Origin of the sequence: Granulicella aggregans, assembly GCF_014203275.1 — a bacterium.
GTDB lineage: Bacteria > Acidobacteriota > Terriglobia > Terriglobales > Acidobacteriaceae > Edaphobacter.
Genome location: NZ_JACHIP010000001.1, coordinates 567,797 through 592,791, shown reverse-complemented (window position 1 = coordinate 592,791; position 24,995 = coordinate 567,797). Strand labels below are relative to the sequence as shown.

Sequence of the window (24,995 nt, the reverse complement as noted above, 5' to 3'; positions counted from 1 at the left end):
GTCGCGCGCGGCCTCAGTGCTACTCTGTCTCTAAATCACCATCCCTGAGCGAGCATCGAAATCCCTGAGTGGAGTCGTCAGCTTGAACGAATCAACGGACCGGATATCGGACCGGGCAACAGACCATTCCCTGCGCAAGGAGCTTGGTCTGCGCGACCTCGTTCCCATGCAGATTCTCCTCGTCGTGGGCATCACCTGGGCGGGGCTGGCCGCGCGCCAGGGATCGGGCCACGTCGTCTACTGGCTGCTCGCGATCCTTATGCTCTTTCTCCCCGTCGCCGGCGTGGTCGGCTTCTGCGTGAAGATCTGGCCGCTGGAAGGCGGTGTCTACCAGTGGACCAAGCACGCCATCGGCCCCTTCGCCGGCTTCATCAGCGCGTGGAACTTCGGTTTCTGGGCGCTCGGAGCCGTGGCCGAGGTCGGCATTCAGACCGCCACCAGTCTTAGTTACGCGCTTGGCCCCAAAGCCGCCTGGGTCGCCAATAGCCACCTTCTCATCAACAGCTTCAGCGTTGGGATCTTCGCGATCATCCTGATCGTCAACATCCCCGGATTCGGCATCGGACGCTGGGTCTCTCACTTCGGCACCGCCGTGACCGTTCTGGTGACGCTCCTGCTGGCCGTGCTCATCCTCTACCACCCTCATACGTCGCCAGCGCATCCGCACATCTCGCCGCAACGGCCCTTTTCGTTCGCTCTGCCGACGGTGACACTGCTGACCATCAACCTCTTCAGCAAGCTCAGCTTCAACGCGCTCACGGGCCTCGAACAGGTAGCCGTCTTTGCCGGAGAGATCCGAAACGCGGCGAAGACCATCCTGCGTTCCGCATGGATCGGCGCCCCCATCATCGCGGTCATCTTCATCCTGATGAGCGGATCGATCCTTACCTACATCCCCGCCGACAAGGTAGACCTTACCGGCCCCATCCCGCAGATCCTCGCTGCCGCCTTCGCAGGTGGAGACTCGTCTCCTGGAAAGATCGACTGGGGATTGTTTCTGGGCCGCGCGACAATCCTTGTCCTGGCCATCGCCCTGGTCGCTCAGTTTGCGGTCATCGTCGCCGAGACTAGTCGCCTTCCGCTCGTCGCGGGCTGGGACCACCTGATTCCTGCCTGGTTTACGAAGCTTCACCCGAAGTACCGAACGCCCACAAACTCGCTCTGCGTCATTGTCGCGCTCAGCATTCTGATGTGTTTCTTTGCCTCCGCCGGCACCAACGCGCAGGAGGCGTTTCAGCTGATCGCCGTCAGCGCAAATATCGGCTACGGCATCTACTACCTGCTGATGTTCCTGGTTCCGCTGGTCGCGGGATCGCGCTTCGGTGAGCCGGCGGGATGGCTGCTGAAGTTGGCCTGTTGCTGCGGTATCAGCGTCACGCTGCTTTCGATCGCGTTTTCGCTGGTTCCCGTCGTGGACGTCAAAAACCCATGGTTCTTCGCGCTGAAGGTGAGTCTGACGGCCTTATTCGTCAACGCGGTTGGCGGCGCGATCTTTTGGCGGGGAAGCAGGATCAAGAACAGAGAAGCCGAGTTACAAAGGGCGAACTAACCGGCTTATCGCCGCACCAGCTCCGCCGTATCGCCGGCATGCTGGTCTTCCATCTTCTCATCGGTGAAGCTGTCGCCCAGGCCGCCGTAACGACGTTCGCGGCGCTGAAAGTCGGCGATGGCCTCAAGCAGGTGGATTCCACGGAAGTCCGGCCATAGGCGATCGGTTACAAAGATCTCCGCGTAGGCAATCTGCCACAACAGGAAGTTCGAGATGCGCTGCTCGCCACTGGTGCGGACGACAAGATCCGGGTCAGGCATCTGCGCCGTGTACAGCCGCCTTGAGACGTGATGCTCGTCCATCTCCGAGATAAGCTCTTGCAGCCGCGCAAAATCGCCGGCCGACTCCGTAATGGCGTCGCGCAGCGTCTGCCGCATCGCGTCAACCAGCTCTGAACGGGCCCCATAGTTCAGCGCTAGGGTCAGCGTGGTGCCGGTGTTCTTGGCTGTCTGCTCAGACGCCCACTGCATCGTGTCCTGCACTTCGGTAGGCAGCTCGGTGAGCCGCCCAATGTAAGCCATGCGAACGTTGTTGTCGTTCATTCGCTTGACGTTACCTACCAGGTAGCTCTTCAGCAGCTTCATCAGGAAGTTCACCTCGGCCTTGGGGCGGCGGAGGTTGTTTTCGAGCGAAAACGCGTAAAGCGTAAGCCAGGGAAGGTTGATGCGCGAGGCAGTCTCGACTACATACTGCACTGACTCCGCCCCTTGCTGGTGGCCCAGGAAGCGCTTCATCAGCCGCTTTCCCGCCCAGCGCCCATTACCGTCCATGATAATGGCGACGTGCTGGGGAATCCGGGCCGGGTCGAGCTGGCGATAGATTGCCGCCTCTTCCAGGGACAGTTCGTGGACGCGGCTATTTAGTGGTGCGCGCAATCAGATCCTCGCAGAGATTACGCTAGCATATCCGCGAGTCCACACGCCCGCTTTTCCACGCCGAACGCGAAGCCTGCGCCGGGGCCTACGCCGTGCGGCGTCGGCCCGCAGCGACTTCGCGAACGTGGTTCAGGAAGATGGACCGCTGCAGCGAGTCCCAATTGGCTGTGTAGTGTGCAATCTCCGCCAGGAAAGGGTCAGCCATCAGCACATTCGACTCATCGCGGTGACGGTTCGAAGCGTCACGCAGCAAGGTCGAAATATCCACCTGAAGCGCGCGCGCCAACCGGTCCAGCGAGGAGAGCGTCGGCATCGCCTTGCCATTCTCGATCTTGGAGATATAGGTGCGGGGAACGTTCATACGGGCAGCAAGCTGTCTCTGCGAGAGATTACGGACGTGCCGCAAATCCCGGACAGCAGTCGCGACCTGGAGACCGCTCTCGACGGTCGAGGGAGTGCCAACCAGCGCCAGGGGAGCAGCGACAGGTACTGGCTCCTCGACTTCGAGGCACTTCCGGCAGCGGCGGCACATTGCGCTGGTCGTGCGGAACTGCACCAGATTGCAATGGTCGCAACGCAGGACCTCACGTTGTTCGACGGGTGCCATCATAGTTGCCATAGTTGTCAGTTGCGGGAGGATCCAGAGCAAGGACCTCAGCGCCCTTTGAGTTTCGATGTCCGATAACTCGAAGATGCGATGTGCCTAGAGTGACACTGGGTAACCGATGAGTCAAGGGGAAAGCCGTCGATAGACCGAAAAAACAGGTATAAATACCGAAGTGGAATCAAGGTAGTAACTTGCGCGGAGGCAATCGATGGCGGACGGATTTACTCGGGAGCGGGCATGGGCACTGTTACAGGAATGGACAGCTTCGCCTTCGCTGGTGAAACACGGCCTTGCGGTGGAGGCCTGCACGCGCTACTACGGCGTGGCTGAAGCAGCTCGGCTCGGGATGGTAGGCACGGAATCCGACGATTTCATTGAGCTCTACGCAATCGCCGGCCTGCTGCACGACTTCGACTACGACAAGCACCCTTCGCTCGAAGAGCACCCCTTCGTCGGCGTGAGGTTTCTTCGCGAACAGGGCTGGCCGGAGGTCGTCCTCCATGCCATCCTCGCCCATGCGGACTACTCCGGAACCCCGCGAGAGACGCATCTCGACAAAGCCCTCTTCGCCTGCGACGAACTCGCCGGATTTCTGACCGCCTGCGCTCTGGTGAAGCCGTCAAAGTCAATCCACGAGGTAGAAATCGCCGGCGTCAAGAAGAAGATGAAAGACAAAGCTTTCGCTCGCGCCGTCTTGCGCGAGGACATCATCAATGGAGCGGAGCTGCTGGGACTGTCTGTAGACGAACACATCGGAAACTGCGTGAAGGCGATGCAGGAGAGAGCGGCGCTGCTTGGGCTTGAGTCTCAGGGCTGAGGTTGCTTCTCTGCGGCTGCCTTCAGCGCGTTCAGCCAATCCTGATCCGAGTCGGCGAGTTCCTTCGACGAAAACATATGTGAGAGCAATATCCCGTCCATCGATTCATTTGAAGCAATGCGAGTCTTGCCACCGGGCAGCGGCTCAAGCGTCCAGACATGGACAGCACGGCTGTCGAAGGCGGAGCCTGCCCAGGCAATGCGGCGGCCCGGCTCGATGAGCTTTACCTTGGAGTGAACCTCGTTGCCGCCTATCGTCCAGTGAAAGGTCGATCCGGAGACTAAGGGAGTGGCCGCCTCGGTCTTAGTGATGCCGGGCTGCCACCTGGGCCAGTCATTGATATCCGTGAGAATCCTCCAGACAACATCCGGAGGGGCATCGGCAACGACTCCGACCGACGCCTTGATAGGTGCGGACTCGTGGATACGCCCAGTACCTGCAAGCGATTCGAGGTTGCTCATCGAAGTGCTGGAGAAGTTGAACTGCAGGATCATGGTGAGGCATACCGAAAAAATGACGATAAGACTTCGGACGATCCACTTCATTCTTGCCTCGTTCGGATGGTTGGATGGATGCGGCCGCAACTAGAGTAACTGGCTACCCAAATCTCGCCTGATACCGGCATCCGCGAGCGCCTGATTGGTTGCGTCAACAGACCCCGGCAGCCCCACAGCCCTGCTCGCGTCCTCGATCACAACGCACTCGAACCCGAGCGCGGTGCCATCAATCGCCGAGAACCGTACGCAAAAGTCATAAGCCAGCCCGCAGAGAAAGAGCCGCTTCAATCCCCGCTCCCGCAGATATCCCGCAAGCCCGGTCGGCGTAGAGTGGTCATTTTCCAGGAACGCGGAGTACGAGTCGATCTCGCGGCGAAACCCCTTGCGCAGCAGTAACTCCGCGTGCGGAAGATCGAGCGCGGGGTGCAGCGCGGCTCCGTGAGAACCCTGTAGACAATGATCGGGCCAAAGCGTCTGCGGCCCGTATGCCACCTCTGTGACCGTGTAAGGCTGCTTGTCGGCGTGTGCGCTTGCGAAGGAGATGTGGCTTTGAGGGTGCCAGTCCTGCGTGAGGATGACGTGCTCGAACTGCCCGCCTAGCTTGTTGATCAGCGGCACGATCGCGTCGCCCTGTTCGACCGCAAGCGATCCCCCGGGGCAGAAGTCATTCTGCATGTCGATAACGAGGAGCGCGTCGGTAGGGAGCGAGGTCATCTCTGAGAAAGAGTAACTGATGCGTCGTGCACTTATCCCATGAAGCCCATATAAGGGTTCGAGCCGAAGTTGCCGAAGTTCGGGAACACCTGCCGGACCTGGCCATCGGAGAGGCCAAACCACTTGGCCAGCGTTCCCGCGTACTGCTCGATCGAGACGGTCGGAATCAGTCGCCCCGCGCCCATATCGTTAGCCTGGTTGGATCCGATGACCGGGTACTGACCGTACATGTCCTGACCGTTGACCGCGCCGCCGGTGACGAAGTGATGGCTGCCCCAGCCGTGGTCGGTGCCGTCGCTGTTCGCGGTCAGGGTGCGACCGAAGTCCGATGCTGTGAAGGCGGTCACGTTATTTGAAAGGCCAGCGGTCTGCATCGCCGAGTCGAAGTATTCGAGCGCCGAACCAAGCTGCGTCAGCAGACGCGCGTGCTGCGGTGCCTGGTTGTCGTGCATGTCGAAGCCGCCAAGCTGCACGTAGAAGATCTGCCTTGTCACACCGAGCCCGCTGCGTCCGCCGATGATGCGGGCAACGGTCTGGAGCGAACTTGCTAGCGGATTATCAGCCAACTTGTTCGTCGTTGGGTCGAGATACTGCGGAGGATTGGCCACGCCCGTAGGTCCGGCAGGCAGCATGCACGTCGCGAGCGTCGCTTGCGCGGCGATGGAGCGTTGTACGACTGCTTCGTACTCCTTGGCGAAGAGGTTGGTCTCGTCAGCGCTGAGGATCGACGAGAGCGCAGAGGTTCCAGCCGAGGTGCCGAAGGTGGGGTTGGCGAGTCCATAGATCGGGATGGGGCCGGCAGAGGTGACGTTGAGTTGGTAAGTGTTCTCGCCAGAGAGAAAGAGCGCGGTACCGGCAGTGGAGATGCAGGTAAAGGCAGAGTTGGAGTTAGCGTTCTGGCTGCCGAGGATGTCCGCGATCGCTCCACCCCAGCCCTCATGCACAGCGCTTCCGCTGGTTGCCGTGATCGCTTGCCAAGCAGCCGACTGGTCGAAGTGCGAGTAGAGCGAAGCAGGCAGGGGCACGGAGTTAGCCTGAATCTGCGACTTTGTGACCGGGGCGATCAGAGTGCCGGAGTTCGAGATAATGGCGGCGCGTCCGGCGTTGAAGAGGTTCTGTACGCCAGTAAGGTTCGGGTTCAACGCGAAGGTGCGGCCGCTCTGCGGTGTCTTCAGGGTGACGGGCAGGAGGCTGCTCTGCGCATAGGCAAGGCCGGGAGCTCCGGAGCGAGCCTGCGTGAACGACGCAAAGGATTCAGCGTCGGTGGCGATCACAGTACCGTGTCCATCGTTGCCACCCGACAGGAAGATGCAGACGAGTGCCTTATAGTCCGATGTGCCGGACTGCTGCGCCATCGCGGCCACCGAGTTCAACTCGAGCAGGAACGGGCTGACGGTGAGGCCGGCCATCGACGCCATGGAGGCGGTGCGGAGGAACTGCCGTCTTGATTGCTGCCGCTTATTCATCATCTTCATGTGCCGCCTCCGCGAACCGCTGACTGCTGTCTTCGCTACTTGCTAACTGCCAACTTGCTGCCTTACTAAAACTGCGCATTGAATGTCGGCGACGCCATCGTCAGATACACCGCCAACTTCACCCGGTTGAGCAGTGCCGCATCGATCGCTGCCTGGTCACCACTTGTTACATCGATCGACGAGATCGCGCCGATGATCTTGCTCCGCAGCGAACCGTCCATCTGGCCCGCCATCAACAGTAGGCTCAGGCGATCGAGGAGGGCATCGGGAGTGGCAGCCAGGCCAACCTCCGTCGAGTAACTCGAATAGACATCCATGCCGTTGTGAGCATCCGCGTTGATCGCGGACTGCATGAAGTTCATGTACCCGACGACGGTGGACACGTTCGTGATCTGCATCTCTGGCGCGACCAGCCCTGCGTTCACGATGCTGGTGCCCGGAGGGGAGAAGCCGGGAGAGAACCAGTTGAAGACACTCGGCGAACGCAGCGTCATCTGGCCGATCCCGTAGACGGGATCTTCCACGTCGCCCACGTTGTAGACGCCGTCGCGCGATTGCGCCGTGAAGGCGCGTGCCCACTCGATGTACTTCAGCATCGGTTCGCGGACCTTGCCGTAGCCAACGTTATCCGCTGCAGTGGCGGCGTTGCGCGCCTCGTCGTCCAGCAGGATCGCCTGGATGACGGTTTTCATATCGCCGCGCACGCCTTGTCCGTTATCGATGAAGACAGCAGCGATGCGGCCAACATACGCTGGGCTGGGATTGCTCGTCACCAGGTGCTGGATCATCTGCTTCGCGAAGAACGGCGGCAGGTTCGGATGGTTGAAGAGCGTATCCAGCGCGATCTTCAAATCGCCCACAGGATCAGGGTTCGAGCCGGCTGCGATGTTCACGCCCAGGAAGCTCTTGGCGTCCGTCGAATGATGGCTGGGAAAAGGCTGCATCTGCAGGATGTCTTCACCGAAGCCCGGCCCAACGTAGTAGCAGCAGTTGTACCAGCCAGTGCCCGTGGAATCGCCGGGTCCTCCCCAGCTGAAGCCCGTGAAGACCTTGGCCAGCGCCATCACGTCAAGGTTCGAGTACGTAGGAATCGTGTTTCCTGTTGCGTCGAGCTTCTGCGTCCCATCGGGATTGAGCTGATAGAGGCCAATGGTCAGAAGTTGCATCACCTCGCGGGCGTAGTTCTCGTCAGGGTCGCGCGTCGAGTCGCCCTTATCGTTGCCCAGCATGGAGAGAAACTTGCCCATCATGGGGTGTAGCGTCACATCTTCGAGGAGTTGGCGGAAGTTCCCGAACGCGTCCTTGCCCAGCATGTCGTAAAAGTCAGCGGTTCCCCGTGGCATGTTGCCTACGGCACCATTGGTGCTGGAGACGACGAACATTTCGGAGAGGGAATACTTCATACGCTGGCGAAGCTGATCGTTACCCGCCAGCGCCTGCTGATAGAACGACTGCGCTACGTAGTTTTGGCCGGCAAGATTCGCCAGGAAGAGCGCGCTGTTGCACGTCACGTCGTTGGCCGCGCATGGGGGATTGTTGACCATCAACTTCTCTTCGACATCGGTCATGTGCAGCGTAGGTTGGGTCAGGAACTGTTCGCTGAACCACTCCAGGTAGCCGACCTTCGAGAGGTGATGAATGTCACCATCGGTCGCCCCGAAGGTCGCCTGCTCGAGGAAGCGCGAAGCGTCGGTAGCCGAGACCGCGAGCGTCGTTGGCGTGCCATTGATCTGAGCGATCAAGTCGGTTGAGGTCGCCGGGCCGGGGCTGGGGTTCAGCACCTGAAGATCGAGGTTGCCAGGATCTACGAGATTAAGGCTGGCGGTCAGTTGATTGCCGCTGTTGAACGTCGTTGGGACAGGCACTCCATTGGCAAGCACGGTGGCGCCGGTGATGAACGCGCTGCCATGCAGCACGACGGTCGCCGGGCCGGGATCGAACGCCATCGGCGTCGCCGAGTTGAGGATCGGAACGGGGTTGAAGATGCTGACGTTCTGGCTGATCGACACCTTTGGATCGTCGACGCTGGTGGCCGTGAGCTGAACGATATTGTTCGGTGTCGGAACCACTGCGGGGGCCGTATACATCACGCCGCCGAACTGGCTTGGGGCGATCGTGCCAATCACGGCGTTGCCCTGAGCCATGCCATTGAGCTTCCACGTCAGCGCTGTATTGCTGGTGCCGTCTACAGCGACGCCAAGATAGATGCTGTTCGTCACGCGTACCGTGGTCTCGTTGGAGATCATCATCGTCAACTTCACCTGGCCGGGCTTCACCAGCTCTGAGAGCTCGTAGGACTGGGCAGAACCAGGATCAGGGTTGGTGACATGAATGCCGTAGTTGCCCGGTGTCGGCGCCGTGAACGTGGCGGCCAGTTCTGTTGATGAGACATAGGTCGTCGGAACGGCCACGCCATTCCAGAAGATCTGCGAGCCATAGACGAATTGCGTGCCCTGCACCGTCACAAGCTGCGAACCTTCTGCGAAGTTCGCTGGTGTAGCCGCCGCGATGACGGGAATGGGATTCCATACATTCAGCGTGACCGAGCCCGGAGTGTCCTTCGGGTAGTTCGTCGCCTGGGCCGTGATCACTACAGTGTTGCTGGGGATGGGAACGATAGCCGGCGCGGTATAGACGCCTTTGCTGTCCACGGTCCCAATCTTGTCATTTCCACCGGCAACGCCATTGACCGAATAGACCATGGGCGAGCCGGTGAAGGCCGCGTTGTTCGCAAGCTGCACAGTCTGGTTGACGCGAAGCGTATTTGTGGGGGAGGCGATGTAGGATGCGAAGCCGGGAGCGAGACCAGTGCCACAGCCGCTGAGTGAGAGCGCGGCGATCAGGAGCAGGGTGGCAATCAGGAGAGGTCGCAGAGATCGAATCTTGAAGTTCCGTTGCAGCACTCTCGCCTCCAGTGGTTCATGCGGATAAGTCCGCGAATTCGTGCATTACAGCAGCAGGTGGTCGCACAAATGTGCGCTGTCAGTTTCGCGAGTATAGCGTCGGCATGGGGTGGCGCACGATCAACGATAGTTAACCGAGATGCAACGAAAGTGCCATTTGGACAAGGGATTTCCCACTCGTCGCGGCTGGCTACACAGCGCGAGAGGCTCAATCGAAGAATAGGAACAGTAGAAAGAAGATCAGCGAGGACGAGTTGCGGGCCGCCTGTTGCCGCTCAGCAACTCGATCGTGATGCCCATGGCGGGAATCATAAACGCGAACGATCCGAGCACCCACATGATGACCGCACCCAGCGTCTGGTCTTCAACCGCAGCCATGCCGAAAGGGTTCGTCGTGGTGAAGTAGAACTGGTACACCGGCCGCCCGCAGAATGCGAGGAAGGCACAGAGCAGGGTATTGATCGACTCCGCCATCAGGATGTACACGATGACGTCCCAGTCACGCCTGCCGGACTTCGTTGGCCACGGCCGAATGAGGCAGTGCCAGAAGAGGATGGAGGTAAGAAGGAAGCAGATGTGTTCGACGTCATGCCAGAACTCGTGTTCGAGCGCGAAGTCATAAGCAGCTGGAACATGCCAGCCGAGGAACGCAAGGTTCATGGCCAGGAAGCCGATGAGTGGCGTAACCAGCCAGTGGCTGAACCGGCGCAGCGGACGAGTGCGGATCAGCGGCGCAGCCACAAACTTTACCACCGGACGAGGCAGGCCGCGCAGCAGCGGAACAGCGGGAAGGCCCAACAGTAGCAGCGGCGGTATCACCGACATCAGCATCAGGTGTTCGATCATGTGCGCGGTCAGCATCGTGTCGGCGAAGCCATCCATCGGCGAGGCGATCGAGAACCACAACACAACCAGCCCGGCAAGAAAGAACCCGAGTTGATCGATGCCGAACTGCTGCGGTCGCGATCTCCGAATGACGATCCAGCCGCGCACATAGATGACGCCCGTAAGGACGATCGAGGCGGTCAGCCAGACCGGAAGCTCCCATGCGCGAAAGACAGCAAGTGCTGCATCGGACATGCCTCTAGTGCCTGGCCGGTTCTGCGGGAGCCTTCATCTCGCTGGTCTTGGTAAGCTCGCGCGAGGCGTCGATCGCCGGCGCAAGATCGTTGCCGCGCAGGCTCTCGAGGAACTGCGTCAGCGCCTTAGTCTCCGACGGATTCAAGGCATTGCCGTAGGCAGGCATGTTGCCTCCGCCCTGCAGCACCTGGCGAATGATCTGGTCTTCGGTCATGCGCGATGCGACGTCATCCAGTGCGGGCCCGCGCTCTCCGCCAACGCCGTCCAGCGCGTGGCAGTTGCGACACTGCTTGTTCTGCAGCACGACTGCGCCCTGACGCTCAAGCGGCGTACGGTGCTGAAGAAACTTCACTGGCACCGGGTCGCTCGACCACGCATTCATGATGGGACTCCACGGCGTGTAGGTGCCCAGATGCGTAAAGATGCCGAGTGAGACCGCGATCACCGAGACCATCAGCACGGCCACGGGGCGCTTGGCCCAGTGGCGTTCCCCTTCGCCCGAGACGAGCGGAAGCAGCAGCATCGCCGCGATGCCGATGACCGGAACGACGAGGATGACGGGGGTCTCGATCGACGGTGGAAGGAAGGCCAGCACAGCGTAGATCCAGAGGAAGAAGTAGTCGGGCTTCGGAGCCGTCTGAATGATCGTCGGGTCCGGCGGGCCTCCGGGACCGAAGGGCCCAAAGAAGAACGCGCACGCCATCACGGCGAAGATGATCGCCGCAGCGAAGACAGCGTCCTTCCATGCGGCATCAGGCACGAAGGGAATACCGGTTTTCGCGGTGAGTTCGTGATACTCCTTCACGTAGGTCTCTTTGCGGACGATGCGGCCAGGTACAGGCCAGTCGCTGACGCCGTGAAAGAGGGTCATCCATATATGCACGCCGACCGACGCCAGCAGGATGCCCGGGATCACGAAAACATGCAGCGTGAAGAAGCGAGACAATGTCGCCGCTCCAATGGTCGGTCCGCCCAGGACAAGATGAACCAGCGGAGCTCCGATCAATGGCACGCGGCTTGAGATCGAAGCGCCGATGCCGAGGCCCCAGTAAGAGTCCTGATCGAAGCGCATCACCTGCCCGGTGAACGCCATGCCCAACGTCAGCAGCAAGAGAAGTACGCCGACCATCCACGTAAGTTCGCGCGGAAACTTGAACGCTCCGAAGAGAAAGACCTGCGCCATGTGGATGAGCACAATGGCGATCATGAAGTCCGATCCCCAGCCATGCAGCGCACGCACATACCAGCCCAGCGCGATGTTGTGGTTCAACACGTTCAGCGAGCTCCACGCTTCGCCGGCCGATGGGCTATAGATCAACGCGAGCAGGATGCCGGTGACGATCTGCAGGATCAGCAGGACAGTAGCCGCGCTGCCGAAGACGTACCACCAGCTCGCGTTGTTCTCGGGCGTGGGATGCGACGCAAAGCCCCACGCCGTCTTGAACAGGCCGAGTCGGCTCTCGACCCAGTTGAAGGCTCCGAGGCCAGCGTCGGTGGCGCGGTCTTTTATGCTTGCCATGGCTTAGACCTCCTCGCCTGGGTTGGTCGCTGCCTGTATCTGTACCAGTGGCTTGTCTTTGCCCGCGCACGATGCCTGAGTCGCCAGCGTAGGCATGTCGCCCGCGTGGATCATCAGGCCATCGCCGGTCAGCTTGTACTTGTATTCGAAGAGTCCACGCTCCGGCGGTCCGGAGGCGCGATCGCCGTTCTCGTAGTACGCTCCGCCGTGGCAGGGGCACATGAAGAGCTTCGACTCCGAGAACCACCGAACGGGGCAGCCCAGATGTGCACAGTTGATGGCGAAGACCTGGAACTGCGATGCCGAGATGCGGCGCACCCAGCATGCGACCTTGCCGGTCTCGCCATCGCCGAGACCCTTGACCGGGCTCTCGAAGTCGACCAGCCGCGTCTCACCGACAGGGAAGTTATCAGCCGAGCCCAGCCCAACCCACGCGCCTTCCGCTTCCGCCTTCCTGCTCGCCGGTCCCAGCAGGTATCCGACGATGGGCACGGCCAACGCCGCACCGACCGCGCCGTTCAACAGCACGGAGAGCTTAAAGAGGAAGGTGCGGCGCGAGTGCGCGGCAGCTTTCTCCTCTGCCGTCTTTTCGTGCGGAACTACTGTTGCTATAGGTTCGCCGGAATGTTGCTGCGGTTCAGACATAAATCTCTCTCCGTGACGACTACGGGTGCTGCTGGTAAGGCTGGCCGGGGCTCGCAACGCGATGGCTGGCGATCCAGGCGACGATGTCGGTGACCTCGGCGTCGGTCATGATCTGTTTCGCGCCGGAGACCGTATGCTGGCTCCAGTCGGGCATGCCGCTCTCCGGCTTCCCGGCGAGGATGTTGCTGCGCAGGTATTGATCGTTCACCAAAGCGAGATAGGCGGGGTCGACGATCGGCCCGGTGTGTCCCTTGCCCGCGCCACCCGCTCCGTGGCAGCTTGCACAGAAGGTGTTGAAGGCCTGCTCGCCCTTCGTTGCATCACCGGTCAAGGTAGCGGCATAAGCCGGTAGCGTGGGAGTTCCAGCCGGCAGCGGCTTGCCCCACTCCGTGACCATGCCGTGCGCAAGAGCGGCAATCTGCTGATCGGTCAACATCCCTCCCGCGCCTTTACCGAATGCGGGCATCAGCGTGCCGGGGATGCCGGCGGAGATCGCGTGCGTGATATTCGCTTCACCCGCAATCGCGAGGTACGTCGGGTTGTTCAGCGAGATGGAGGCCGCGATCTGACCGTTCGCTCCGTGGCAGGCGGCGCAGTTCTGTTTGTACAGCTTGGCGAACTCGAGCTGCTGCTCGGGGCGGACCTGCTCCTCGGTACCGAGACGCGGCTTGCCGGGAGCATTACAGCCGATCGCAAGAGCGGCCAGCGAGCCGGCAAGCAACAGGCACAGGATGGAGCGTTGCGTCATTGCTGGGCGTCCTTGTCTTTATGATCGAGGTCTTTCTTCTCTTGTGCGTCAACGTGGATCACCGGGAAAGTGTCAGTGTGCAGACCCGCGCGCACCGCGAAGGGAAGCGCTCGGAACTGTGCTGTTCGGACCTTGGTATGCAGATTCACCACATAGCCGCAGACCAGCCCGAAGGCGATCAGTGAGATGAAGAACCAGAACCAGTCAATGCGCTGGTTCAGGATCGGGCTGATGACTCCGATGCCCGAGTGCAGGATGACGGTGAACATGATTGGCGCTGCCACGCCTGCGGTAAGGATGGGCCAGCGCGGGAACATGGGCAGCATCGCTCCATAAAGGAGTCCCACCAGCAGTGAGGTCAGCCCGTGAATGATAAGGGCGGCGAGTGCTCCGCGCAGGTGGAACTCGCTCAGGAACGCGTCGCTCGCGCCCGCCCAGCTTACGAAGCCGCCGGCGGCCAGCAGGTTCGTCGCGTACCAGAAGCTGTGGTACTTGATGAGGCTGAAGATGCCCGCCGGAACGGTCATCGCGATGCCCCCGGCGATGCCACCCTTGATGCCAGTGGTGATCTGGAAGGTCTCGACCGGGATGACCAGTCGGGGCTTCTCGGATGCAGGAGCACGCCTGCCAAGGGTGCGGCTGGTCGAGATCTCGATGGGCTCAATCTCAACCGCGACCGGGATGTGGGCCTCGTGCGGGAAGACCTGCAGGAACCAGCCGACGATGCTCCATAGCGTGAGCACAAGGCCAAGGATGCCGATCACGATGTTGGTCACCAGACCGGTGCACATCAGCGCGATGCCGAGTGACATCACCATCGGGTAGGCCGTGGGCGCCGGAAGCTGGATCACATTGGTGTCTGTTGCATGAGGATCGTGGGGATCGTGCTGCATGGTGCCTCCTTTCCGGTAAAGCTAACGGCCAAAGACGTAAACGACGAGAAAGACGATGACCCAGACGGCATCGACAAAGTGCCAATAGATGGAGAGGACCTCGAGCTTCTCGGTGTGCATGCTGTTCATCTTGCCGTTGAGCGAGAAGATCAAGGCCAGCGTCAGCATGATGAGGCCAACCACAACGTGCGTGGCATGGAGCCCGACCAGCGAGTAGAAGGTGGTGCCGAAGAGATTGGTGCGAATCGTCAGGTGGTCATCGACAATCAGCTTGTGCCACTCCATGCCGGTGCCGACGAGGAAGATACCGCCGAGCAGCACGGTCAACGCCAGCCACAGCGAGGTCGCCGAACGCGCACCTTTATGCAGGGAGGAGACGGCATAGTGCACCGTAATGCTGCTCGAGAGCAGGCAGATGCTGGTGAGGATCGGGATCTCGAGGACGTCTTTCGGCGTCGGCCCGCTGAGACTCTTGCCCACGTAATAGAGATACGCGACCACGAAGATGATGAAGATGGCCGCTTCGGCGATGATGAGGCACGCCATGCCGACGACGCCCTTCGAGGGCAGCTTCCACTCTTCGACTGGTGCTTGCGGGATGACTACTGCTTCGCTCTGGCTCATGCGGGGACCTCCTCTCTATTCGTATTGGCCGTCGGTGTCTTCAGGATGCTTCAGGTCCCATAGCGGGCGGCGGCTGGCAACGCTCGGCGTGGTGGCAAAGTTATAAGCAGGCGGCGGCGAGGCTGTGGCCCATTCGAGCGTCCACGCGTCCCACGGATCGGGCCCGGCGATCTCGCCCTTGAAGTACGACCAGACCATGTTGTAGACGAAGATCAGCGTGCCGATTGTCTGAATGCCGGCACCGGTCGAGACGAGGAAGTTCAACAGGAACCAGCCGCGATCGGCCTCATAGGTATAGATACGGCGCGGCATTCCGAGCATCCCTGGGATGTGCATGAGATCGAAGCACAGGTGGAAGCCGATCAGGAAGATCCAGAAGTGCCACTTGCCGATCTTCTCGTTCAGAAGGCGGCCGGTCATCTTCGGATACCAGTAGTAGAAGGCGGCGAAGATCATGAACAGGATCGCGCCGACCAGCACAAAGTGGAAGTGGGCGACAACGAAGTAGGAGCCGCCAAGCTGCCAGTCCAGAGGAGCGACAGACAGCATGATGCCGGTCAGGCCAGCCAGCATGAACTGGAAGAGGAAGGCCACTGCAAACAGCATTGCGGTGGTGAAGTGGACCTTGCCGCCCCAGATGGTGGCGAGCCAGTTGAAGATCTTGATGCCGGTAGGAACGCCGATGGCCATCGTTGAGAGCGTGAAGAAGGCGTTGCCCGCAGGTCCGAGACCGACCGTGAACATGTGGTGAGCCCAGACGCTGAGGCTGACGAAGCAGATGCCGATGGAGGCGGCGACCATCGCCGTATATCCGAAGATGGCCTTGCGCGAGAAGACCGGGATGATCTCGCTGGCGAAGCCGAAGGCGGGCATGACCAGCACGTAGACCTCGGGGTGGCCGAAGATCCAGAAGAAGTGCATCCACAGAACTGCAGAGCCGCCAGCCTGAGCGTCGAAGAAGTGCGAGCCGAGGTAGCGGTCGAGCATCAGCATGATCTGCGCGGCGCTCAACGGGCCAACAGCGACGAAGGTGAGCAGCGACATGCTCAGGTAGAGCCACGCCAGAAGCGGCAAGCGGTTCATCGTCATGCCAGGGCAGCGCATGGAGATAATGGTGGTGACGATGTTCAGCGCCGTGCCCACGCTTCCGATTCCGCTCAGGAAAACCGCGAGCGTCCAGTAGTCCGTGCTGTGCCCGGGCGAGAACGCATGGGCGGTCAGCGGAGCGTAGGCCCACCATCCCACGTCCGGAGCGCTGCCCGCGCCGTACATGCCGTCTCCGCCAATGTAGCTGAAGTAGAGCAGCAATCCGCCGAACGCGGAGATCCAGAAGCTGAAGGCGTTCAGCCGGGGAAACGCCATGTCGCGCGCGCCAATCATCAGCGGAACAAGGTAGTTGCCGAAGCCAAAGAGAATCGGCATCCCGACGAAGAAGACCATCGTCGTGCCGTGCATCGTGAAGAGCCGGTTGAAGGCCTGCGGCGAGACGGCGTGATTGTTGGGGAACGCCAGCTGGATGCGCATCAGCACGGCTTCAAATCCAGCGATCACCAGGAAGACCAGCGAGTAGCCGATGTACAGCATGCCGATCTTCTTGTGGTCGGTGGTCGAGATCCAGTCCTGCAGCACCTCGAATACAAGGCGGCGCGGAGCCGTTTCTGTAGTCTGGTCTATCGCCGCGGGTACTGGAGTCTGCGTGGCCATGGGCTTCCTTTCTTCAACGTCTACTTCTCTTTAGCGACTATTTCAAGGTAACGAGGTACGAGGTCACAAGGTCAAGATCGTGTTCGTTCAGGTGCATCGGCGGCATCAGGACACCTGGCTTGAAGTGCGATGGGTCGTCGACAAACGTGCGAAGGTTCTCGCGCGAGAGGGGAACAGCGCCCGAGGCGAAGGTGTCGCGGCTGGCAAGGTGAGTCAGATCAGGGCCGAAGCGACCGTTCGCCACCGTGCCCGCGACCGTGTGGCAACTGATGCAGGCGTTATGCTCGAAGACTGCCTTGCCCTCGACGGCGTCAGGACTTTGCGAGGCGGTCTGCTGCTGGTGCGCGACCCACGCCGCGAACTGCTCCGGGGTATCCGCGTAGACCCGTAGCAGCATCTTGGCGTGCTGGGTGCCGCAGTACTGCGCGCATTGGCCAAGGTACAAACCTGCCGTCTCCGGATCGATCCACATGGTATTCACCTTGTTCGGGATCAGATCCATCTTCCCGGCCAGCCGCGGAATCCAGAAGCTGTGGTCGGTGTCGGCCGACGACATGGTCAAGTAGGTCGGTGTCGGGTGTTTCGGGTCGCTCACAGGCACGTGAAGCTCATTCGCGGTCACGATTCCGAGCTTGGGATAGCGATACTCCCACCAGAACTGGTGTCCGATTACCGTGACGTCGAGGGCCTCCGGAGGCTTGCCCGCGTGCTCCGTGCTGAAGATAACGCGCGTCGTGGCCAGGAAGAGCATGACCGTGATCAAAATGGGAATGACCGTCCACGAGAGCTCAATCTGGTTACTGCCGTACACCTGCGCTGGCTCCTGGTCAGCGTTCGGCGAAGAGGGGCGGTGCCGGAACCGGAACAAAGCGTAGACGAGAAGGCCGCCAACGACTAGGAAGATTCCGCCCGTGATGCCGTAGACCAGCCACGACAGACCAACGACGGAGTGCGCCGGAGTGCCTGCAGGCGCAAAGGTGCTGGTAGGGCTCTGCAGGAAGTCCGAGGTGACGGCGAACGCAAGGCCGGTCGACACTGGATGAATCGGCATATATCTCCACAAAGCCGGTTAGGGTGGAGGTCGCAACGAAGAAACGGACGAAGTTATGTCTACAGTCTAAACTCCTTCGCTGCCATCAGATGTGACTTGCGTCACATGCTGATTGAAAATCCCGAAAAGTTTACGATCAAACCGTCCTCAGCTGCGGGTTCCCGCGTCACCTTACCCCGAGGCCGTCATTAGGGTGATAGTTCGGCGTAGGCGGAATCGGGATCTCCGGCACGGGATGCTCCTTCAACTGGTCGAGCACCACAAGCACCGCCTTCTCCAACTGCGCGTCGTGGCCGGCGGCGACTTCCTTGGGACGCTCCTCCACGACGACGTCCGGCGCTCGCCCCAGGAAAATTAGAAGACCTGTTCCTGGAACAAGTTATGCAACAAGGATCCAGGCTGAATTGCGTTTTAATGCCTAAGTATAAGGTGCGGCGGCAGTTTGCGGTGAAGGAAGGTCTCGTCCGGCTCGCGTTTCGTTACCTGTCGGCCAGTCGCAGTCGCGACGCCCTACAACTAAAGGAACATTCGATTTCGCGGGTCCTTGTGTTCCTCTTGAGGGATATAAGGCTCCTTGCCTCTCCTCCATAGAGTCCCGCACGGAGAAGGCGGTTCGATAACGATCTCAGTCTCACGAACTCCCCGAGGTGTGACCTGCTGCTCCGCGCCAAGATTCTTCTGACCCTGATTGTCGCAAGCGGCGGCTTGAGCCTCTACTTGTTCCGTGGGGGCGCAAGCGGAGACTGGGTCTACTTCTCCGTCTATCTCGTGGCCGTCTTGCTCAGCTCCGGGATGAAGGTCGGCATGCCGAACTCCGACGGAACGATGTCCGTGAACTTCCCGTTCATCTTCCTAGGCATCATTCAACTCTCTCCCATGCAAGCCGTGATCCTAGCGATGATGAGCGTGCTTGCGCAGTGCCGGTTCAAGGTACTCAAGCCCTTTACCCTGATCCAGATCGTCTTCAACGTATCGAATGTCGTAACCGCCACTGCGCTGGCGCGACTCACCTACTCCGCGCTCTTCGCAAAACATATCGCCATCGCCCCATCGCTTACCTGCGCCGCAGTTGTCTACTTCCTTGCCAACACTATCCCGGTTGCGCTGATCATCGCGTGGGACCTCCGTGAAGCTCCCTACAAGATGTGGCGGAACAACTTCACCTGGTACCTGCCTTTTTATCTCGTAGGCGCGATGCTGGCCTTCGCGGTCGACATCATCGGCGAACACTTCGGCTGGCTCACCTCGCTTCTCCTGATCCCCATGGTCTACACCATCTTCCGCGCTTATAACGCGCAGATGGCGATCATCCGGGATCGTGAGCGGCACGCCGTGGAGACCGAGGAACTGCACCTCCGCACCATCGAAGGCCTAGCCATGGCCATCGAGGCCAAGGACCAGAACACGCATCGCCACCTGATGCGCGTCCGAATCTATGTCTCCGAGCTGGGCAAGATGTTGAAGCTTGACCACAACATGATGCAGGCCCTGCTCACCGCATCGTTCCTGCACGACATCGGCAAGCTCGCTGTTCCCGAGCACATCATCAACAAGCCCGGCAAGCTGACTCACGAAGAGTTCGAAAAGATGAAGATCCACCCCGTCGTGGGTGCGGACATCCTGGAGCGTGTGCGCTTTCCTTATCCCGTCGTGCCCATCGTCCGGTCGCACCATGAAGCGTGGGATGGAAGCGGTTATCCCGACGGCCTGAAGGGAACAGACATCCCCATCGGTGCGCGGCTGCTCTCTGTGGTCGACTGCTTCGACGCGCTTGCCTCCGAACGTCCCTACCGCAAGCCGCTGCCGCTGAACGAGGCCATGGACCTGGTTCGTAGTAAATCCGGTATCCACTACGATCCCGAGATCGTCGCCCTGCTCGATGCGAACTATCTACAGCTCGAAGAGCTTGCGCGGCAACAGATTAACGACATGGCCCCGCTGAACGTAGATCTCGTGATCTCACGCGGTCTGGCGCCTGGCGCAGGATTTGCCCCCACCCAGACAGAGAGCATCGCAGCCGAAAAGAACTCCAGGATCCGCGAAGCTGCCGGCAACCATCAGAACTCCCTCAACCTCATCGCCGCGGCCAGCCGCGAAGCCCGCACGATCTTCGAGCTGGGCCAGGTCCTGGGAAGCTCGCTGAGCGCGCGCGAGACCAGCGCCATGATGTCGACCCAACTGCGGCTGCTCATTCCGTTTAACTGCTTCGCCGTCTACATCCGGCAGGACGAAGTTCTGACCACGCAGTATATGGATGGCGAACTCGCTCGCGCCTTCACCTCCCAGCTCATTCCCATGGGAGAAGGTTTGTCCGGGTGGGTTGCAGAGAACCAGCGGCCCATTATCAACGGCAACCCGACCGTAGAGCCTCACTACATCGTCGAGACTGGTCTCTTTACCGCAACCAGCTCCGCCATCTCGATTCCGCTCTTCAATCTCGATGGATCAGTCCTCGGAGCTCTATCGCTCTACGCCGAAGGCAACGCCGCATTCCATAAGGACCATCTGCGCATTCTGCAGGCCACCGAGTCAAAGTTCTCGCTCTCGCTGCAGAACGCTCTGCGCTTCCGCTCGGCCGAGTCCGACGCGAACGTCGATCACCTCACCCAGCTTGGCAACATGCGCCACTTCTTCCAGCAGCTCGACACGCAGATCGAGATTGCGCAGCTCAGCATGCAGAGCTTCGCTCTCGTCGTCTGCGATCTCAACTCGTTCAAGGCAGTCAACGATCGCCACGGACATCTCGTGGGCAACGATCTGCTGAAGCTCGTCGCAAAGGAGTTCCGCCAGTGCTGCCGCGACCAGGACACGGTCGTCCGCATGGGCGGAGACGAGTTCGTCTTCCTGTTTCCGGCGATGGACAGCTCCTCCTCCAAAGCGTGCACCGAGATGCTGGAGAAGGCGGTGCAGCGCGCCTGCATCGATCTCAAGCTCTATAACGATGTCTCGGTCAGCATCGGCCTCGCCTCGTATCCTGCTGATGGCGAGAACGCGGAGCAACTGCTGGGTGTCGCCGACCGCAAGATGTATCGCAGTAAACGGGCCTTCCATGGGAGCCGCTCAGCAGACGAACGAAGTTCTGTGTTGGAGTCGGTCGCTGCAGTATGAACCTGTTGAGCTCCCTTTTCCGTCGGCTACTCCGGATGGCGACGGTAGTCCTGCTGGTGATCGTCGGATCCATCGTCCTGGTCCGCTTTGCCCCCGGCTACCTCAGTGACGCTCGTGAGATGGACGCGCGTTACGCGGAGGGTGCGCGCAATGAGCTCGCAACGGAGGCTGCCCGCAGCGGCTCGGTTGGAGGAATGCTCTGGTCTGAAGTGCGTGGCCTGCTGCGCCGCGACCTTGGCGTCTCTCGCCAGTATGAGGTCCCCGTGGTCGAACTGGTCCGGCCTTGCCTGGCGGTCACCGTAGGCCTGCTTCTTAAGTCGATGATGCTGGCGTGGATCATCGCCGGGTGTACCGCGACGATCTCCAACTGGGGCCGGTCGCCGGTATCGCTTCCGGGCCGGTTATGTCATCTCACATCCACCGTCCTACTCGCTGTCCCGATCGGCGCCATGGCGACGATGTGCCTGTTGGCAGATAGCGGCGGCCCGCTGCTAGTCTTGACCACGCTACTCGCGGCCCGCGACTTCAAGTTTCTCGACCGCATGCTGCGCAAAGCCTGGAACGATCCTCATCTGCTTCACGCGCGCGCTCAGGGAGTGTCCACGCCGGAGTTGATCCGCGTCCACCTGCTGCCGGGAATCATGCCGCAGCTTGGCTCGCTGGCGACGCTCTCGATTTTGACGGCGCTGGGCGCGATGGTCCCGGTAGAGGTAATCTTCAGTACGCCAGGTATCGGGCAATTGGCATGGAACGCAGCGATGAATCGTGACCTTCCGGTCCTGCTTGCAGTCACGGTGATGATGGCCATCGCGGTTACCGCCAGCGGATTTGGTACAGGATCGCGTCCCGCAACGGAGTGGCAGACCGCATGAGATTTCGTTCCATCGCCGGCTGGCTGCTTCTCGCCATGGTCTTGATTGCAACTGCAATCGTCACATCTTCGGGCAAGGCTATCTCAGAGCAGGACCGCAATGCTGTCCTCGAAGGAGCGTCGCATCGGCACCCTGCGGGCACCGACAGCTTGGGCCGGGACAGGATAGTCCGCGTCTCGGCAGCGTTTTTATTGAGCCTCACCGGCGCGGTCGCCGCATCGTTTATCTCGACCGCCGCAGCAGCAGGCGTGGGCTTGCTCGCAGCCTTCAGCACCGCAGGGGTTGGCACACTGACAATGCTCGTCTGCGATGTCTTCCTCGCGCTGCCGTGGCTCTTCCTGCTGATGATGGTGCGATCGATGCTGCCGCTGAGCACCTCGCCAGCGGACTCCGCGCTGATCACCTTCGTCGTGCTCGCGGCGCTGGGATGGCCGGCATGTGCTCGCGCGGTCTATCAAGGGGCGCTGCGGCTCAGGAACTCCGAATGGATGATCCATGCGCGCGCTGGCGGCATGCGTATCCGGCAGATTCCCCGGCAGGTTCTGCCCAACTTGTTGCCTCTGCTGCTGCCGCAGTTCCTCATCTGCGTGCCCGCTTTCGTGGTTGCGGAGGCGAACCTTGGCACGCTTGGCCTGGGAGTTGGCGAACCCCTTCCATCCTGGGGCGGCATGTTGCTTGAGCTCGGCAACTCCGCCATCCTGATGCAGACCGCCTGGGTCTATCTCCCCATCGCGGTTCTCGTCATGGCGTTGCTCCTTCTCGAATCCACCGCGAGGGAGGCGTAGGGATGCACACTCTTCATCTCACGAAGGTCTTCGCGATTCTGCTTTGCACGGCCGTCGTGGCGCAGGTTGCGAGTCCGCAGGCCGCGCCAAGGCTTCCTGGCGAATTGGCGTGGACCATTGGCTACGACCCCAAGTCCTTCGATCCCGCGAAGGTCGATGAAGAGGAGTCGGAGCATGTGCGCTATCTCACCGCCGGCGTCCTGCTTCGCTTCAACCGCTATAGCCAGCAGGTAGAAACTCAGCTTGCAAAGAGTTGGAGCCTATCACCGGACCGCATGACGATCACCTTCGTTCTTCGGCCCGGCCTGGCGTTCTCTGATGGCAGCAGACTCACCGCGAACGACGCCGCGTGGTCGATCCGCCGCGTGTTGCTGCCTGCGACCGCTGCTCCGGTGGCCGAGGAGTTTGTCGAGCCCGCTGGCGTCACAGTCGCGACGCCCAACGATCACACCGTCGTCGTTCATCTCCCCAAGCCCGTTGTCGGCATCGGTAAGGTCTTCGATGAGATCGCCATCGAACCCGCGGGCCGTCCCAGCGAAGGTCGCATCACCTCCGGCCCCTATTTCGTTGCCGACTATCACCGGTCGCAGTACATTCGCCTGCGCAGGAATGAGCACTTCCAAGGCAGGGAAGGCGATCGGCTTGCGCTTGCATCCGCGAACAGCATCCGCCTCGATGTGCTCGACAACGCAGAGAAAGAGATCCGTCTCTTTCAACGCGAAGAGTACGACGTCATCAACGGGCTTGCGCCGGACTACTACGGCCTTCTAAAGCAGAAGTCTCCATCCTCTGTTCGCGATCTTGGGCCGTCACTGAACACGGAGCAAATCTGGTTCAACCAGGCCGCAGCCTCGCCCATCCCCGCATGGGAGAAGACGTGGTTTCAAAGCCAAGCCTTCCGTGTCGCGATCTCGCAGACAATCAATCGCGCAGACCTCGCCCGAGTAGCTTATGAAGGCCACGCGACACCTGCGTATAACTTCATCTCGCCAGCGAACGTGGCCTGGTACAACCACAGCGTCTCCACGCCACACTTCGACGTTGCCGCGGCGAAGGCAGGTCTTGCCCATGCCGGATTCCGCATGAACGCTGGACATCTCGAGGATGCAGCCGGCCATGCTGTTGCCTTTTCGATCCTTACAAATTCAGGCAACGCCGCCCGCATGAAGATGGCGACGCTGATCCAGCAGGACCTTGCCGCCCTGGGCATTCGCGTGACCGTAGTGGCGCTGGACTTCCCCGCGCTGATCGAGCGCCTCATGCACACGCAGGACTACGAGGCCTGCCTGCTTGGCATCTCGAACGCCGATCCCGATCCGAACGCTGCGATGAATCTGTGGCTGAGCTCTTCTCCAAATCACCAGTGGAATCCGTCGGAGAAGACACCGGCAACGCCATGGGAGGCGGAGATCGATAGGGCCATGCAGCAGCAGGCGACCTCGCCGACCGAAGCTGGCCGCAAGCGCGCCATCGATCGCGTCCAACAGATCGTCGCAGACCAGCAGCCCTTCATCTATCTCGTCTATCCGAACGCGCTCTATGCGGTCTCGCCTAAGCTCGAAAACGTCAAGGCAGCGGTACTCAATCCCGGAGTAGTGTGGAACGTGGAAAGCCTCCATCTACAGGGGGCGCGATGAAGAGACACCTTTTGCTGAAGGTTGATCTACAGGCTCGTTACGGGGACCGCGCCGTGTTGAAGGACGTGCGGTTTGAACTCGAGCCGGGCGAAGCGCTCGCGTTGGTAGGCACCAGCGGCGCGGGCAAGAGCACCATCGTCCTCTCGCTGCTGGGGCTGCTGCCCTGGCGCGGTGGCACGGTCAAGGGTGAGGTGCTGCTCGACGGACTGAACCTGCTCACGCTCAAGGAGCGCGAATGGCGCAAGCGCCGTGGCTATCGCATAGCTCTTATCCCGCAAAGCCCCATGTCCGCGCTGAATCCCCCGCTAAGCCTGCTGACCCACTTTGCTCATGCCTGGAAGGCGCACAACAAGGGTGGGCAATCGGTCTTCAAAGAGCGCCTGAATACGGTGCTCACTGAAGTCCAGCTACCTATCGATCCGGAGTTTCTCGCGCGGCGTCCCTCTCAGATCAGCGTGGGACAGGCGCAACGCGTCCTCATAGCGCTTGCGCTGCTGCATCGACCGGCCATCATCATCGCCGATGAGCCCACCAGCGCTCTCGATCCGGTGACGCAGAACCAGATCGTCGAGCTTCTACGGCATCTCACGCGGCTGCACGGGACCGCGCTGCTTTACATCTCGCACGATCTCGTCTCCGTTGTTCAACTATGCGACCGGATGGCTGTGCTCGACGCTGGGGAGATCGTCGAGACACTTGCGGTAAAAGACCTTGGGCTGGCGCGTCATCCTATGACGCGCGCGCTCCTCGGCGCTCTTCCTGTGCCCGTCGATGTCCTGCTGGAATGCCAGAGACAGAGCGGCGTAAAAGAGTTCTCTAAGTCCGCATAAAATCTGCCGGCAATTTCCCAAACTACCTAGGACTTACATCTTTCGGGGCGGTGCTCCCACCT

General features: G+C 60.7%; 22 protein-coding genes. 7 read left to right on the top strand and 15 right to left on the bottom strand.

Annotated features, from left to right (window positions below; genetic code table 11):
* The first annotated feature begins 82 nt into the window (after positions 1–82).
* Positions 83–1,549, top strand: a complete 1,467-nt coding sequence (locus HDF16_RS02435) for an APC family permease (protein ID WP_184213567.1) — start codon at positions 83–85, stop codon at positions 1,547–1,549.
* A 5-nt stretch (positions 1,550–1,554) separates the two neighbouring features.
* Here HDF16_RS02435 and HDF16_RS02430 read toward each other — a convergent pair whose 3' ends face one another.
* Together HDF16_RS02430 and HDF16_RS02425 are read right to left on the bottom strand one after the other, a co-directional pair.
* A complete protein-coding gene (locus HDF16_RS02430; RefSeq protein WP_184213566.1) occupies positions 1,555–2,424 on the bottom strand; it encodes an isoprenyl transferase in 870 nt (289 codons plus the stop codon).
* 85 nt (positions 2,425–2,509) lie between these two features.
* On the bottom strand, positions 2,510–3,043 hold the full coding sequence (locus HDF16_RS02425; protein ID WP_184213565.1) for a helix-turn-helix domain-containing protein: 534 nt from the start codon (positions 3,041–3,043) through the stop codon (positions 2,510–2,512).
* Positions 3,044–3,239: 196 nt separating this feature from the next.
* Here HDF16_RS02425 and HDF16_RS02420 point away from each other — a divergent pair, with 196 nt between their 5' ends.
* Positions 3,240–3,848: an HD domain-containing protein gene (locus tag HDF16_RS02420; protein WP_184213564.1), complete on the top strand. Its 609-nt coding sequence runs from the start codon at positions 3,240–3,242 to the stop codon at positions 3,846–3,848.
* Here HDF16_RS02420 and HDF16_RS02415 read toward each other — a convergent pair.
* The 13 genes from HDF16_RS02415 to HDF16_RS02355 form a co-directional block, all read right to left on the bottom strand.
* Positions 3,839–4,393 (bottom strand): SRPBCC domain-containing protein, encoded by a 555-nt coding sequence (locus HDF16_RS02415; protein ID WP_184213563.1) that lies wholly within the window; start codon positions 4,391–4,393, stop codon positions 3,839–3,841. The two genes, HDF16_RS02420 and HDF16_RS02415, sit on opposite strands and share 10 nt — an antisense overlap.
* Positions 4,394–4,432: 39 nt before the next feature.
* On the bottom strand, positions 4,433–5,059 hold the full coding sequence (pncA, locus tag HDF16_RS02410) for a bifunctional nicotinamidase/pyrazinamidase (RefSeq protein ID WP_184213562.1): 627 nt from the start codon (positions 5,057–5,059) through the stop codon (positions 4,433–4,435).
* Positions 5,060–5,091: 32 nt separating this feature from the next.
* On the bottom strand, positions 5,092–6,534 hold the full coding sequence (locus HDF16_RS02405) for a DUF1501 domain-containing protein (protein ID WP_221312432.1): 1,443 nt from the start codon (positions 6,532–6,534) through the stop codon (positions 5,092–5,094).
* A 65-nt stretch (positions 6,535–6,599) separates the two neighbouring features.
* Entirely contained in the window at positions 6,600–9,437 is a 2,838-nt protein-coding gene (locus tag HDF16_RS02400; protein WP_184213561.1) for a DUF1800 family protein, read from the bottom strand.
* Between the two features lie 240 nt (positions 9,438–9,677).
* On the bottom strand, positions 9,678–10,517 hold the full coding sequence (locus HDF16_RS02395; RefSeq protein ID WP_184213560.1) for a cytochrome c oxidase assembly protein: 840 nt from the start codon (positions 10,515–10,517) through the stop codon (positions 9,678–9,680).
* 4 nt (positions 10,518–10,521) lie between these two features.
* Positions 10,522–12,036 carry a cytochrome b N-terminal domain-containing protein gene (locus tag HDF16_RS02390; RefSeq protein ID WP_184213559.1) on the bottom strand — a complete coding sequence of 505 codons (1,515 nt, stop codon included), beginning with the start codon at positions 12,034–12,036 and terminating at the stop codon, positions 10,522–10,524.
* A 3-nt stretch (positions 12,037–12,039) separates the two neighbouring features.
* A complete protein-coding gene (locus tag HDF16_RS02385; protein WP_184213558.1) occupies positions 12,040–12,681 on the bottom strand; it encodes a ubiquinol-cytochrome c reductase iron-sulfur subunit in 642 nt (213 codons plus the stop codon).
* Positions 12,682–12,700: 19 nt separating this feature from the next.
* A complete protein-coding gene (locus HDF16_RS02380) occupies positions 12,701–13,429 on the bottom strand; it encodes a c-type cytochrome (RefSeq protein WP_184213557.1) in 729 nt (242 codons plus the stop codon).
* Positions 13,426–14,322 (bottom strand): hypothetical protein, encoded by an 897-nt coding sequence (locus HDF16_RS02375; protein ID WP_246408590.1) that lies wholly within the window; start codon positions 14,320–14,322, stop codon positions 13,426–13,428. Before HDF16_RS02375 ends, HDF16_RS02380 begins: the two co-directional genes overlap by 4 nt.
* A gap of 21 nt (positions 14,323–14,343) precedes the next feature.
* Positions 14,344–14,946 (bottom strand): cytochrome c oxidase subunit 3, encoded by a 603-nt coding sequence (locus HDF16_RS02370; RefSeq protein WP_184213556.1) that lies wholly within the window; start codon positions 14,944–14,946, stop codon positions 14,344–14,346.
* A gap of 15 nt (positions 14,947–14,961) precedes the next feature.
* Positions 14,962–16,650 (bottom strand): cytochrome c oxidase subunit I, encoded by a 1,689-nt coding sequence (ctaD, locus tag HDF16_RS02365; RefSeq protein WP_184213555.1) that lies wholly within the window; start codon positions 16,648–16,650, stop codon positions 14,962–14,964.
* A gap of 37 nt (positions 16,651–16,687) precedes the next feature.
* A complete protein-coding gene (gene coxB, locus HDF16_RS02360; RefSeq protein WP_184213554.1) occupies positions 16,688–17,701 on the bottom strand; it encodes a cytochrome c oxidase subunit II in 1,014 nt (337 codons plus the stop codon).
* Positions 17,702–17,867: 166 nt separating this feature from the next.
* Positions 17,868–18,026: a hypothetical protein gene (locus HDF16_RS02355; protein WP_184213553.1), complete on the bottom strand. Its 159-nt coding sequence runs from the start codon at positions 18,024–18,026 to the stop codon at positions 17,868–17,870.
* Positions 18,027–18,406: 380 nt separating this feature from the next.
* Between HDF16_RS02355 and HDF16_RS02350 the strand changes: the two genes are divergently transcribed.
* From HDF16_RS02350 to HDF16_RS02330, 5 genes are read left to right on the top strand one after another with little or no spacing between them, the layout of a single operon-like run.
* Positions 18,407–20,809: an HD domain-containing phosphohydrolase gene (locus HDF16_RS02350; RefSeq protein WP_184213552.1), complete on the top strand. Its 2,403-nt coding sequence runs from the start codon at positions 18,407–18,409 to the stop codon at positions 20,807–20,809.
* A 35-nt stretch (positions 20,810–20,844) separates the two neighbouring features.
* Entirely contained in the window at positions 20,845–21,681 is an 837-nt protein-coding gene (locus HDF16_RS02345; RefSeq protein WP_184213551.1) for an ABC transporter permease subunit, read from the top strand.
* Positions 21,678–22,466, top strand: coding sequence for an ABC transporter permease subunit (locus HDF16_RS02340; protein WP_184213550.1), 789 nt, complete (start codon positions 21,678–21,680; stop codon positions 22,464–22,466). Before HDF16_RS02345 ends, HDF16_RS02340 begins: the two co-directional genes overlap by 4 nt.
* 2 nt (positions 22,467–22,468) lie before the next feature.
* Complete coding sequence (locus HDF16_RS02335; protein ID WP_184213549.1) at positions 22,469–24,103, top strand: ABC transporter substrate-binding protein; 1,635 nt, start codon at positions 22,469–22,471, stop codon at positions 24,101–24,103.
* Positions 24,100–24,933: an ATP-binding cassette domain-containing protein gene (locus HDF16_RS02330; protein WP_184213548.1), complete on the top strand. Its 834-nt coding sequence runs from the start codon at positions 24,100–24,102 to the stop codon at positions 24,931–24,933. The genes HDF16_RS02335 and HDF16_RS02330 overlap by 4 nt, the downstream gene beginning before the upstream one ends.
* Positions 24,934–24,995 lie beyond the last annotated feature (62 nt).

Bases quoted from the DNA above. Each gene is read 5' to 3' on its own strand.
- coxB (WP_184213554.1), bottom strand. From the start codon at position 17,701: ATGCCGATTCATCCAGTGTCGACCGGCCTTGCGTTCGCCGTCACCTCG.
- HDF16_RS02345 (WP_184213551.1), top strand. From the start codon at position 20,845: ATGGCGACGGTAGTCCTGCTGGTGATCGTCGGATCCATCGTCCTGGTC.
- HDF16_RS02405 (WP_221312432.1), bottom strand. From the start codon at position 6,534: ATGAAGATGATGAATAAGCGGCAGCAATCAAGACGGCAGTTCCTCCGC.
- HDF16_RS02370 (WP_184213556.1), bottom strand. From the start codon at position 14,946: ATGAGCCAGAGCGAAGCAGTAGTCATCCCGCAAGCACCAGTCGAAGAG.
- HDF16_RS02385 (WP_184213558.1), bottom strand. From the start codon at position 12,681: ATGTCTGAACCGCAGCAACATTCCGGCGAACCTATAGCAACAGTAGTT.
- pncA (WP_184213562.1), bottom strand. From the start codon at position 5,059: ATGACCTCGCTCCCTACCGACGCGCTCCTCGTTATCGACATGCAGAAT.
- HDF16_RS02330 (WP_184213548.1), top strand. From the start codon at position 24,100: ATGAAGAGACACCTTTTGCTGAAGGTTGATCTACAGGCTCGTTACGGG.
- HDF16_RS02425 (WP_184213565.1), bottom strand. From the start codon at position 3,043: ATGGCAACTATGATGGCACCCGTCGAACAACGTGAGGTCCTGCGTTGC.
- HDF16_RS02395 (WP_184213560.1), bottom strand. From the start codon at position 10,517: ATGTCCGATGCAGCACTTGCTGTCTTTCGCGCATGGGAGCTTCCGGTC.
- HDF16_RS02375 (WP_246408590.1), bottom strand. From the start codon at position 14,322: ATGCAGCACGATCCCCACGATCCTCATGCAACAGACACCAATGTGATC.
- HDF16_RS02340 (WP_184213550.1), top strand. From the start codon at position 21,678: ATGAGATTTCGTTCCATCGCCGGCTGGCTGCTTCTCGCCATGGTCTTG.
- HDF16_RS02415 (WP_184213563.1), bottom strand. From the start codon at position 4,393: ATGAAGTGGATCGTCCGAAGTCTTATCGTCATTTTTTCGGTATGCCTC.
- HDF16_RS02335 (WP_184213549.1), top strand. From the start codon at position 22,469: ATGCACACTCTTCATCTCACGAAGGTCTTCGCGATTCTGCTTTGCACG.
- HDF16_RS02390 (WP_184213559.1), bottom strand. From the start codon at position 12,036: ATGGCAAGCATAAAAGACCGCGCCACCGACGCTGGCCTCGGAGCCTTC.
- ctaD (WP_184213555.1), bottom strand. From the start codon at position 16,650: ATGGCCACGCAGACTCCAGTACCCGCGGCGATAGACCAGACTACAGAA.
- HDF16_RS02380 (WP_184213557.1), bottom strand. From the start codon at position 13,429: ATGACGCAACGCTCCATCCTGTGCCTGTTGCTTGCCGGCTCGCTGGCC.
- HDF16_RS02420 (WP_184213564.1), top strand. From the start codon at position 3,240: ATGGCGGACGGATTTACTCGGGAGCGGGCATGGGCACTGTTACAGGAA.